Source organism: Lutibacter maritimus, assembly GCF_900116115.1.
Taxonomy (GTDB): domain Bacteria; phylum Bacteroidota; class Bacteroidia; order Flavobacteriales; family Flavobacteriaceae; genus Lutibacter; species Lutibacter maritimus.
The window spans coordinates 380,054-393,559 of the sequence record NZ_FOZP01000002.1; the positions used below are offsets into that span (position 1 = coordinate 380,054).

Sequence of the window (13,506 nt, forward strand, 5' to 3'; positions counted from 1 at the left end):
AGGCGTATATAAAAAATATGGTTGCGATTTTTTAAAATATAGTTTTACACTATTCAATTTATTAACCAAAATTAAACGTATTAATTATTATGAAATTTAAATTACAAACAGAAAAATTAAGATTGATTTTCTTTCTTTTTTTATGCTTTAGTTTTATAATGGTTTCCGCACAAAATAAAAAAAATGTGTCGGGTACTGTTATTTCTTCTGAAGATAATTTTGCTTTGCCAGGTGCTTCCATAATTGAAAAGGGAACAAAGAATGGCACATCAACCGATTTTGATGGAAAGTTTTCATTAGAAGTATCGGAAAATGCAAAAACAATTGTTGTTTCTTTTATGGGGTTTGTAACTCAAGAAGTAGCAATAACAAATGGGCCACTCACTATTATAATGGAAATGAGTAGTGCTGCACTTGATGAAGTTGTAGTTGTGGGGTATGGAACTCAAAAAAAGAGTGTTGTAACAGGAGCAATATCTGCAGTAAAGGCTAAAGATATAGAAAATATGCCTAGCGGCCGAGTTGAACAAGCTTTACAAGGTAGAGTATCTGGGTTAACTATTGCTGCAAATGCTGGCCAACCAGGATCTTCATCAACAATTAGAGTTCGTGGTATTACAACTTTTACAGAAGCAGGGAACGATCCACTTTGGGTTGTTGATGGTGTTATTGTTGATAATGGAGGAATTGGTTTTTTAAATCAATCCGATATAGAATCAATGGAAGTACTAAAAGATGCAGCCTCATTAGCAATTTATGGATCTAGAGCAGCTGGAGGAGTTATTTTAATCACAACAAAAAAAGGAAAATTAGGGAAACTTAACGTTGCTTACAGTGGTTATACAGGTATTTCTAAAGCAGCAAGAACATTAAGTTTACTAAATGCTACCGAATATGCTACTATTATGAATGAGCAATCTGTTAATGGTGGTGGAGAGGTTATTTATGCAAATCCTAGCTCTTACGGTAAAGGTACAGATTGGCAAGATGCTATTTTTGCAGATAATGCGTTAAGATCTTCGCATGAGATAAGTTTAAGTGGCGGCAATGATGTTTCTAATTTTTATGCTTCATTTGGAATTCAAGTGCAGGACGGTATTGTTACTCCTGAAATTTCAAGTTTAAATAAAAAAAGTATGCGTTTAAATTCAACGCACAAAATATCTAAACTTTTTACAGCTGGTCAAACATTAGGGTATTCTCACCAAAAAACGTTAAATATTGGAAATACAAATGCAGAACAAGGAGGACCTTTAAGCTCCGCCTTACATTTAGATCCAATTACACCTTTAGTAGAAACTGATCCGGGTAAAGCAAATGGAATTCCTTATTTAGGAAATGCAGTTATGACTGATGATAATGGCAATCCTTATGGAATATCAACTGTTGTGCAAAACAATATGACAAATCCATTAGCATATGTAAAAACTAGGTTAGGAAATTATAATTGGTCTGATGATTTAGTTGGGAATGCTTATTTAGAAATTGCACCGATAGATGGTTTAAAAATTAGATCAACCTTGGGAGCAAAATTAAGTTACTGGGGATTTGAAGGGTTTACACCAATGTATTACTTAAATGGTAATAATATTAACGAGGAAAACAGTATAAATAGAACCATGAATAAAAATTTTGGTTGGAATAATGAAAATATAATTTCTTATACCAAACAAATACAAGATCATAACTTTACTGTACTACTTGGACAAGGAGTTTATGTTGACAATGATTCCTATGGTTCAAGTACAACTTATAGAGGTCTTCCAACCAGCGATTATAGATTGGCATCATTTACATACAATGTTGCAGAAAGCAATAAGTTTGGTACTTCTTATACAAACAATCTTCATAAATTAACTTCTTTGTTTTCAAGAATTAACTATGATTATAAGGAAAAGTATTTGATTACTGGGGTAATTAGACGAGATGGTTCTTCAAGATTTGGTTCAAATAATAAATTTGGTGTTTTCCCTTCTTTTTCAGCAGGATGGGTTGCTTCAAAAGAAGATTTTTGGAAAGAAAATACTATAATTAATACACTTAAAGTAAGAGGAGGTTACGGTGTAACAGGAAACGATGCAATTGGTGACTTTGGTTATTTAGCGTTGGTTTCTGGCGGAAGTAATTATCCTTTAGGAACTGATGGGGCTGTTCAAATAGGAACAAGTCCTAACGCTCCTTCTAATCCAGATTTAAAATGGGAAGAAACAACGCAAACAAATATTGGTGTAGATGCTAAATTATTTCATGCTTTAGATTTGACCTTAGAATTTTATAAGAAAAAAACAACAGGAATTTTACAAAGTGTTGAAATACCTGGTTTTGTTGGTGCATCTGGTCTTCCATTAGGAAATGTTGCTGATATGGAAAACCGAGGAATTGAACTTGAACTAGGTTTTAATAAACAATTTGGAGAGCTTAATTTTAAAGCGAGTGGAAATATTTCTTATTTAGAAAATGAAGTTACCTATTTAGGTCAAGGAAAAACATATATTACCGGAGGTGTTGGTTTTCAATCAATGGGAACCTTAACTAGAACCGAAATTGGAATGCCTAGAAATACTTTTTATGGAATTAAAACCAACGGTATTTTCCAAAATCAGGAAGAAATAGATGCCTATGTAAATAGTGAAGGAACTATTATTCAACCAAATGCTAAGCCTGGTGATTTTCGTTGGGTAGATACCGATGGAAATGGAAAAATAGAAGATGCCGATAAACAATATTTAGGAAGTCCAATTCCAAAATATACCTTTGGTTTTAATTTTAACTTAGATTACAAAAGTTTTGATTTAAACATGTCATTTCAAGGAGCTGCCGGAAATAAAATTTTCCAAGGTTTACGAAGAATTGACTTAGGAGCTGCACCAAATTATCAAACAAAAGCTTTAGATCGTTGGGTTGGAGAAGGAACTTCAAATTCATATCCTAGATTAACTACGGCCGATACAAACTTAAATTTCTCTCGATTTTCAGATTTTTATTTGGAAGATGGTGATTACTTACGTGTAAAAGTTATTCAGTTAGGCTATTCATTGCCTTCAAACGTAATAAGTAGAATTGGCGCTCAAAAACTGCGATTATTTGTAACTGCAGAAAATTTATTAACCTTTACTCATTATACAGGATATGATCCTGAAATTGGTGGAAGCACTTTTGGAATAGATAGAGGTTATTATCCTCAAGCTAAGTCTTTTATGTTTGGAGCTAACATTCAATTTTAATTTAGAAACATTATGAAAACAAAAAATATTAAAAATATATTTATTTTTAGCGTGCTAATTACTTTCCTATTTTCTTGTAATGAAGATTATTTAGAAATTACACCTAAAGGAACCTCTCTTGAAGAAACGTATTATCAAAACGCTGATGAAGCATATTCAGCACTTATTGCTGCCTATGACATTATGAGTTTCAACTCTTCAAGTTGGGACAATATGATTTCTTTTATGAACGCAGGATCTGATGATAATTATGGAGCTTCTGTTCCTGGTGATGCAATTTCACTTTTTTCTTATCATCAATTAACTCCTACAAATATGCCTAGAGCTTTTTGGAGTAATCATTATCAAGGTATTTTTAGAGCTAATACATTACTTCAAAAATTGCAAAATGTACCAATGGATGAAAGCTTGAAATTAAGATTTGAAGGAGAATGTAAAGCTATGCGTGCTTATTATCACTTTAATTTGGTAAGGTTATTTGGAAATATTCCATTAATGACAAGTACGATTTCACCTGTTGAAGCACAAACATATCCTCAATCATCTAAAGAGGAAGTTTATGCGCAAATTGAAAAAGATTTATTAGAAGCAATTGAATTGCTGCCAATTTCAATAAACACAGCAACTGAAGGAGGTAGATGGACCAAAGGTGCAGCAAAAGCAATGTTAGGTAAAGTATATGTATATGATAATAAATTACCCGAAGCTGCTGCTCAGTTGGCAGAAGTAAATGGCACTCCAGGTGGAACTAGTCAGTTCGGATATCGTTTGTTAGATAATTTTAAAGATTTGTGGGTACATTCAAACAAGTTTAATTCAGAAAGTATTTTAGAAGACGTTCATACAGAAGCAGGAAGAGCAGATTGGTCGGGTCTTGGTTTTGGTACAGAAGGTAATATTTTAAATATTATGGTGGGTATTAGAGATTATACAAGAACAGCAAACTCTACAGCGCCTGATTATTTTTCTGGGTGGGGAGTAAATACCGTAACTCAAAGTTTGTACGATGCTTTAAAGGATGATCCACGTTTTGATGCTACAATTATTGATGTAAAAGCATTAATAGCAAGTGGACAAGTAATCGGATATTCATTTGTTAATGAAGCTTCAACAAATACAGGTTATTTTATGGCTAAATTTGTTCCATTAAAATCGGATGCAACTACACTAGGCGGAGATCCAACATTAAATTTCTATCAAGATACTTATATTATAAGATTAGCCGATACGTATTTGTTAGAAGCTGAAGCATTGGGTGGCACTGGAGCAAGAGCACAAGCGTTATTAGATGCGGTTAGAGCAAGAGTAGGGCTGCCATCAGTACCTGTAAGTTTAGACGCAATTGCTTTAGAAAGGAGAAAAGAATTAGCTTGTGAAGGACATCGTTGGTTTGATTTGGTGAGAACAGGTAAAGCTTCAACAGTATTGGCTTCTAGAGGTTTTATAGCTGGAAAAAATGAAGTGTTACCTATTCCTGAAAAGGAATTAGAAAACTCTGTGATTGTTCAAAATTCGGGTTATTAATAATTTAAATCTAAAAAAATGAAAAAAATAAAATTAGTAACAAGTTTATTGTTTTTTGCTGTATTATCATTTGGAATATTTACGGCATGTCAGCCTGATGATGTTGAATTAGGAAATGGAATAGTAGGAGAAGCGTTAGACGCAAGTTTTACGGTTACTCCAGTTGAAGGAGCGGTAAATAAATATTTAGTTAAAGCTTTATCAAGCAATTATATAACTTCAAAATGGGATTTAGGAACTGGCGAAGCTGCTTTTATAGGGAAAATGGAAGAAGAGATTTATTTTCCAGATGCTGGAACATATGCTGTAAAACATTATGCAGTTGGTATTGGAGGTGAATCTTTTGTAGCAGAACAAAATGTTGTAGTTACTACATCTGATCCGGCCGCTAATTTAATTCAAGGAGGACTTTTTGCAAATGCTGAAGACCATGCTAAATGGACAGTGTTAACAATAAGTAGCGGTGATTTTTGGAAATTTAATGACGGTAGTGTAAGTGTTACCACTGGAGGAAACTGGTCGCAACAAGCAATTTATCAAGCAGTTCAGGTAGAAGCTGGTCAGAAATATAAAATTGATATGAATGTATCTTCTACACAAGGATTAACAGATACTTGGTTTGAAGTTTATGCTTCTACAACAGTACCTGTTCAGGGAGCTGATTATGCTACAGGAACAGTTGTTAGATCTATTAATACTTGGGCTGGTTGTGGTTTAGCTCCTTTTAATGGGTTAATTAGTACAGTTGGATGTGGAAATAATGATGGAATTATAACTTTCCCTTCTAGTGGTACAGTTTACTTGGTTATAAAATGTGGTAGTGGTGGAACTCCTACTATTACAATTAAAGATGTCCAATTTAGAAAGAAATAAGTTCTTAAAAACAGTTAATAGTAATGTGTATTGTGAACTGTTTTTTTAGATTAAAATAATCATTTATCATATTAAAATTGATTAATTAAGTTGAGTTGATACTGCTGATTTCTTTTATTAATTTAAGAAACAGCAGTTTCTTAAATTTATTCAAAACCTATAAATATGACTTCAAAAAGTTAATCATATAAATTATATTAAATTAATTCTTTTTTATAAAAATGAAATATTTACTTACTTTATTAGTGCTTTTTTTTAGTTGCACTATCAACTCTCAAACTTCATTAGCTAGCATTTTTGGCGACAATATGGTATTACAGCGTAATGCAGGTATTCCTATTTGGGGTTGGGCTAAAGCGAATGAAAAAATTGAAGTGCGTTTTAATAAGCAAATTAAAAAAACAAAAACAAACGCTCATGGTAAATGGATGGTTACTTTAAATTCTGAAGTTGCTGGCGGTCCTTATGAGTTAGTTGTAATTGGCAAAAACACAATAAAATTAAGCAATATATTAGTTGGAGAAGTTTGGTTATGTAGCGGACAATCAAATATGGAATGGACTGTTGGACAATCAGACAATGCAGAAGTTGAAATAAAAAATGCAGCTTCCTATTCAAACATTCGACATATAAAAATTCCAAAAGAAATAAGTTCTTTACCAAATGCTAATTTCAATAATGTATCTTGGGATGTTTGCAATTCCGAAACTATATCAGATTTTACAGGTGTTGGTTATTTTTTTGCAAAACAATTATATGATTCGTTACAAATTCCTATTGGTTTAATAAACGCATCTTGGGGTGGTTCAAATATCGAAACTTGGATAAGCCGTGAAGGTTTTGAAAGTAGTAATGAATTTAAAAATTTAATTGCAACCTTGCCAAAAACCAATTTAGATTCTCTTCTAAAAATAAAAATTTCAGGAACACAAAAAAGAATAGAAGAATTACAAAACGAACCTTTTTCAAATGCAAAAATAGAAACATATAAAGAGGTAGATTTAGATGATTCTTCTTGGTTACAAATGAATGAACCAGAAGTATGGGAGTCTCAAGAATTGGGAGAGTTTGATGGTGTTATTTGGCTACGAAAACATGTAACCCTTACCAAAGAAGATTTAAATAATACCATAATACTTAACATTCCTGCTGTTGATGATGATGATACCACCTATATAAACGGCGTAAAAATTGGCGAAACAAAAGGATGGGATCAGAAAAGAACTTACACAATTAATGCCAACATATTAAAAGAAGGAGATAATGTAATTTCAATTAGAGTTGTTGATAGTTCAGGAAGCGGAGGACTTTATGGAGATGCAGTAAACTTTACATTGACTATTGGGGAAAAGGAATTACCCTTAAGTGGCATTTGGAAATATAAGGTTGAATCTATTTATAATGCAGTTAATTTTAATGATTATCCTTCATTATGTTTTAATGCAATGATTAACCCAATAATTCCTTTTGGTATTAAAGGTGTTCTTTGGTATCAAGGTGAAACAAATGTAAGTCGTGCATACCAATATAGAACAACATTTCCATTGTTAATTAGAGACTGGAGGCAAAAGTGGGATGATAAATTATTACCTTTTTATTATGTTCAATTGGCAACATTTAATTCAGAAGGAGATAGTAATACTGGTTGTGATTTGGCAGAACTGCGAGAAGCACAAACCAAAACATTACAATTACCAAATACTGGAATGGTGGTAACAACGGATGTTGGTAACCCAAATGATATTCACCCAAGAAATAAAAAAACTGTAGGAAAACGTTTAGCATCAATTGCTTTACATAATTTATATGAAAAGCCAATGGTACATTCTGGTCCAAAATTTAAATCTATGAAAATAAATGATGACCATATTATTGTTTCTTTTGATGATATTGGTGGAGGCCTAATGACAACAGATTTACAAGGCAACGTTCACGGGTTTGAAATTGCAGGAAAAGATCAAATTTTTTATAAAGTAAATGCGGTTATTGAAGGTGATAACATTATTATATCAGCAAAAAATATAAATACTCCTATACATATCAGATTTAGTTGGATTGGTGATGCCTCAGCAAGTAATTTATTTAATAAAGAAGGTTTTCCTGCCGTACCTTTTAGAACTGATGATTGGAAAACTATTACAACAAATGTTAAATATAAATTTTAGAGAAAAAATACTTAACAAATAAAAAAAGCTTAATGCTTGTTAAAAGTGTTAGGCTTTTATTTTTTTTAATTAAAATGCAGTAGAATTTCTTTTTATAACTTTTGTTGGCAAAACAACAGTTTGGTGCTGAATTTGATTTCCTTTTTTGGTTGCCTTAATTTCTTTTAATAATAATTTTAAAGATTTTTTTCCCATTTCAAAACCTGGTTGATCTATGGTACTCAAAGAAGGTGAAATAACACTAGCCATAAACCAATTACTAAAACCAATAATGCCAATTTGTTTGGGTATTTTAACACCAACTTCATTAAAATAAGCTACAGCGCCAATACCAACCAAATCGGTAATTGCAAAAATTCCATCAACATCTTTATGTTCTGTATGTATTTTTTTTGCAAATTTATACCCTTCATTAAAACTTACTTTTTCACAAGTAAATACAATAGAACTATCAAATTTTAGATTGTAATCTTCCAATGCTTTTTTATACCCTAAAAAACGATCAATTGAACCTTGTGGATTTAAAGGACCTCTAAAATGAGCGATTTTTTTACATCCTGATTTAATTAAATGCTCTGTGGCATCATAACCTGCACTTTTGTCGTCAATAACAACTTTTGAGCAATCTAGCAATTTTGAGATTTTATCAAATAAAACTAAAGGGACATTATGTTCAATAACTTTTTTTAAATGATCCAAATTTTTTGTGTTATTAGATAACGACATTAAAATACCATCAACTCTCTTGCTTAATAATAAATCTATTTGTTTTTTTTCAAGTTCTTCCGATTCGTTAGATTGCAAAATAATTACCAAATATCCTTTTTTTTCGGCCTTTTCAATAATAGCATTTACAACATTTGAGAAAAAATGGTGTACAATTTCAGGAATAATTAAACCAATAGTTTTAGATTCCTTTGTTCGGAGGTTTACAGCAAATGAATTTGGTTGATAATTTAATTTATTAGCAAGATTTATGACCGCCGTTTTAGTTTTTGGACTAACATCGGCGTAATTTTTTAAAGCCTTTGAAACCGTCGTTACTGAAATACCAAGTTCTTCAGCAATTTGTTTTAACGTTACTTCTCCCATTTAGTAAAAATAAGTAAATTTTTAAGAGCTTATTTTGTTTTTATACTTACAAACTAAAAATTCTTTACTGTCTTTGAAGGAGTTGTTAAGAAGATATACCTACTTCTTTAATAATTTGCATTATTACAACCTCTTCTTTTAATTAAATATTGTAAAATAAATTTATTTAAAAGTAAAATCGAAATCGTTTTCGGTAAAATCGAAATCGTTTTCGTTGATAAATTTAAATATTAAAGTATCAATTCTGTATACATTCGAGATATTAATCAAATTTAATAACTTTAATATTATGAAAAAACTATTTTTAATGAAGCAGAATTATATTTATATATTTTTCTTAGCTATTTCTAGTGTTGCTTTTTCACAAACAAAAAGTGTTTCAGGAACCATAAACGATGCTTTTGGTCAACCATTGCCAGGAGTAAATATTTTAATGAAAGGTACTTCAATAGGAACTACCTCTGACATGGATGGTAAGTATATAATATCGAATTTAGAAACTGGAGAATATACATTAGAAGTTTCTTATGTTGGGTTTAAAACATTTTTAAAATCTATAAATTTACAAGGAAGTGATATTTCTTTAGATGTTGTTTTAAGAGAAGATGTAATGTCGTTAGATGATGTGGTAATTACTGGTGTTGCTAATCCTCGATCAAAAATTGAGTCGAGTGTTTCTGTTACTACGTTAAAACCTCAACTAATTGAGCAATCTTCACCAAGATCAACTTCTGAAATATTTAGAACAATTCCTGGTATTAGAACAGAGTCTTCAGGTGGTGATGGAAATACAAATATTTCAGTGAGAGGTGTGCCAATTTCCGCTGGAGGTTCAAAATATTTACAGTTACAAGAAGATGGTTTGCCAGTACTTTTATATGGTGATATAGCTTTTGCTACGTCTGATATTTTTTTAAGAGCAGATCAAAATGTTGCAAGAATTGAAGCTATTAGAGGAGGTTCAGCATCTACACTTTCAAGTAATTCACCAGCAGGTATTATAAACTTTATTAGTAAAACAGGTGAAGTTGAAGGAGGAGGAATTTCAACTTCTTTTGGATTAGACTACAATAGCTTTAAAACAGACTTTGATTATGGTACTCCAATAGGTGACGGTGTTGCTTTTCATGTGGGAGGTTTTTTTAGACAAGGAGAAGGCGTAAGAGACGCAGGATATTTAGCCAATAAAGGAGGTCAAATTAAATTAAATCTAACAAAGAGATTTGAAAATGGTTATGCCAGAGTTTATTATAAATTTTTAAACGATAGAACGGCAGCATATATGCCAATGCCAATAAAAGTAACAGGTACAAACAGCAATCCTAATTGGGGAAATATTGAAGGGTTTGATGCTACAACAGGAGCTCAACATAGCCCTTATTTAACACAAAATAATGGGTTGGATTCTAATGGAAATAGAAGAAATGCTGATGTGGCAGATGGTATGCACCCTATTTCTAATGCTATTGGCGCAGAATTTTCTTTCAATCTAGAAAATGATTGGAAAATAGACAACAAATCAAGAATGGCTTTTAATAAAGGTAGATTTATAGCTCCTTTTACTGCAGCAGTTGGGACTGTTAATGATATGGTTGCTGGTATTGCTGGCTATAACGGATATGATGCAACAGGTGCAACAGTTACAAATACAGTAACTGGAAATGCATTTAATAATCCAAATGGATTGGCGCAAAGAATTATGATGTTTGATACTGAATTAGAAAACTTCAATAATTTTGTGAATGATTTTAAAGTAACAAAGAAATTTGAAAAAGTTAGTTTAATAGCTGGATATTTCACTGCAAATCAAAACATTCAAATGTCTTGGTTGTGGAATGTTCATTTAACTGAAGTAAATGGTGTAAATGCTGCTCCATTAGATGTTACTTTAGCTGATGGTACAAAAATAACAGAAAACGGACAAGCTTCTTATGGCGCTGCTGAATGGGGCAACTGTTGTACACAAAAATACAATGCTTCTTATAATGTAAATGCACCTTATGCTGCAATTACTATTGATGCCAGTAAAAATTTAACATTAGATGCTAGTGTACGATATGATAATGTAAAAGTGAATGGTTCTAGTATTGGAGGAACACAATCTGCAAATTTAGATGTAAATAATAATGGAACTATTGAGCCAATTGAAATGAATGTTTCAGTAGTAGATAACGCAAATTCAAATCCAATTAATTATGACTATGATTATGTTTCATATTCTTTTGGTGGTAACTATAAATTAAATGATGAAACTGCAGTTTTTGCAAGATACAGTAGTGGAGCTTCTGGTAAAGCAGATCGCGCTTTTACATTTGGACAACCAATGACTTCTTTAGGAAACCCAAAAGATATTTTAGATCAGGCAGAATTAGGTTACAAAAGAAAATTTGACAATGCAGGTTTATTCATCACTGGTTTTTATGCTAAAACAACTGAAGAAGCAGGTTTTGAAGCAACCACTCAAAAAGTTGAAAAAAACGATTATAAATCTTTAGGGATAGAAATTGAAGGTTCTTTAAAATTAAATAAGTTTGATGTTAGAGGAGCACTTACCTATACAAATGCTGAAATTTCAGGAACTATTGACGGTTCAAACGTTGGGAATACCCCAAGAAGACAACCAGATTTTATTTACAGTTTAATTCCTACATATAGTTTTGGTGAAAATGGAAATCATGTAATTGGAGCAAGTATTATTGGAAATACAAAATCATATGCTCAAAATAATAATGATTTAGTAATGCCAGGTTATGCGTATGTAAATATGTTTGGAAAAGTAACAATTACAAAAGGTTTTTCAGTTGCATTAAACATAAACAACCTTTTTGATACTATTGGGATTACAGAATCTGAAGAAGGTTCTATAGTTGAAGGTCAAACAAATTATGTAAGAGCAAGATCAATTTCAGGAAGATCATCATCTTTAACATTTGCATATACTTTTTAATATTTTATAGTATAATAACTAGCCTTTTATTGAAATAATTGGCTAGTTACTTTAAAACCATTCAATTAAAGGCTTCCTTTAAAAGTTTATAATTCTAATTTACAAGAAATAGTTGGTTTAATTAAGTTTAAAAGTGAACTGTTCTTTAGTAAGAAAATAAGATAGTTCACTTTTTTTAATTTTTTCCATAAATCCAATAAGCAATTATGAAAAATAAAATACAATTAATAACATATATAGATAGACTTGGTTGTAAAAGTATAACAGAGTTAAATTCTTTATTCAAAAATGAGTTAAAAGGGCTGTTTGGAGGTTTACACATTTTACCATTCTATTACCCAATTGATGGAGAAGATGCAGGTTTTGACCCCATAGATCATAATTTAATTGATCCTAGGTTAGGTGATTGGAACGATTTAAAAGAACTAAGTGAAGAGGTTGATATTATGGCCGATTTAATTGTGAATCACGTTTCGGCAAAATCAATTCAATTTCAAGATTATCTTCAAAAAGGAGAAAAATCAGAGTATGCTTCGTTGTTTTTAAAGTACAATACTGTTTTTCCAAATGGAGCAACTGAGGCAGATTTGTTATCAATTTATAGACCGCGTCCAAATTTACCATTTACCATGGTTAAATTAAACGACGGTTCGGTTAAATTGATTTGGACCACATTTACAAGCAATCAAATTGATATTGATGTAAATAATAAAATTGGTATTAAATACTTAGAAAGTATTTTAGATACCTTTGAAAAAGGTGGTGTTAAAATGATACGTTTAGACGCTGCGGGATACGCTATAAAAAAACCAGGAACATCGTGCTTTATGATTGATGAAACCTATGAATTTATAAGTCAACTTACTAAAAAAGCAAAAGCAAAAGGAATTGAAGTTTTGGTTGAAATTCATTCATACTATAAAACCCAAATTGAAATTGCAAAAAGAGTAGATTACGTATACGATTTTGCATTGCCTGTATTGGTATTAGATACTTTGTTTAATAAAAATGCTTCAAGCCTAAAAAAATGGTTAGAGGTTAGTCCTAAAAATGCATTAACAGTGCTGGACACGCATGATGGAATTGGAATTGTAGATGTTGCTGGTGAAGGCGAAAAACCAGGTTTAATTGAAGGTGCCATTTTATCTAAAATTGTAGATCAAATGCATATAAACAGTGGTGGAAATAGTTTAAAGGCAACAGGAGCAGCTGCTTCAAACTTAGATTTATATCAAGTAAATTGCACCTATTTTGATGCCTTAGGAAGGGATGAAAACGCTTATTTAATAGCAAGAGCTATTCAGTTTTTTGTACCAGGAATACCTCAAGTGTATTATGTAGGTTTATTTGCAGGTGAAAATGATATGGAATTGTTGGAAAAAACTAATGTTGGTAGAGATATAAACCGTCATTATTTCACAAAAAATGAAATTAAGGAGCAGTTAAATAGACCTTTAATCAACGATTTGAAAGAATTGATGCTTTTAAGGAATAACCATCTAGCTTTTAACGGAGATTTTAATTTAATTGAAACTTCAAAAAATGTGCTAAATATAAAATGGGTAAATAACAACCATATTGCAGAGCTTTTTATTGATTTAACTTCAATGAAAATGGAAACAAAATTCTCATCATAAAATAGTGATTAAAGTGCTATAATAGGAATATTATTTAATTTTAT

Annotated in this window: 7 protein-coding genes; 6 read left to right on the forward strand and 1 reads right to left on the reverse strand. The window is 31.3% G+C overall.

Annotation, left to right across the window (positions count from 1 at the left end; all coding sequences use genetic code 11):
• The first annotated feature begins 89 nt into the window (after nt 1-89).
• From BM335_RS04940 to BM335_RS04955, 4 genes are all read left to right on the forward strand, one after another.
• Nucleotides 90-3,224: a SusC/RagA family TonB-linked outer membrane protein gene (locus BM335_RS04940; protein ID WP_245780608.1), complete on the forward strand. Its 3,135-nt coding sequence runs from the start codon at nt 90-92 to the stop codon at nt 3,222-3,224.
• A gap of 12 nt (nt 3,225-3,236) precedes the next feature.
• Complete coding sequence (locus BM335_RS04945; protein ID WP_090223769.1) at nt 3,237-4,748, forward strand: RagB/SusD family nutrient uptake outer membrane protein; 1,512 nt, start codon at nt 3,237-3,239, stop codon at nt 4,746-4,748.
• 18 nt (nt 4,749-4,766) lie between these two features.
• On the forward strand, nt 4,767-5,621 hold the full coding sequence (locus BM335_RS04950; protein ID WP_090223771.1) for a hypothetical protein: 855 nt from the start codon (nt 4,767-4,769) through the stop codon (nt 5,619-5,621).
• A gap of 221 nt (nt 5,622-5,842) precedes the next feature.
• Nucleotides 5,843-7,786, forward strand: a complete 1,944-nt coding sequence (locus BM335_RS04955) for a sialate O-acetylesterase (protein WP_090223773.1) — start codon at nt 5,843-5,845, stop codon at nt 7,784-7,786.
• A gap of 69 nt (nt 7,787-7,855) precedes the next feature.
• On the opposite strand, the gene BM335_RS04960 is transcribed toward BM335_RS04955, so the two are convergent.
• Entirely contained in the window at nt 7,856-8,878 is a 1,023-nt protein-coding gene (locus tag BM335_RS04960; RefSeq protein WP_090223776.1) for a LacI family DNA-binding transcriptional regulator, read from the reverse strand.
• Nucleotides 8,879-9,185: 307 nt separating this feature from the next.
• Between BM335_RS04960 and BM335_RS04965 the strand changes: the two genes are divergently transcribed.
• Nucleotides 9,186-11,825, forward strand: a complete 2,640-nt coding sequence (locus tag BM335_RS04965; RefSeq protein ID WP_090224063.1) for a TonB-dependent receptor — start codon at nt 9,186-9,188, stop codon at nt 11,823-11,825.
• A 206-nt stretch (nt 11,826-12,031) separates the two neighbouring features.
• Nucleotides 12,032-13,462 (forward strand): sucrose phosphorylase, encoded by a 1,431-nt coding sequence (gtfA, locus tag BM335_RS04970; protein ID WP_090223781.1) that lies wholly within the window; start codon nt 12,032-12,034, stop codon nt 13,460-13,462.
• Nucleotides 13,463-13,506 lie beyond the last annotated feature (44 nt).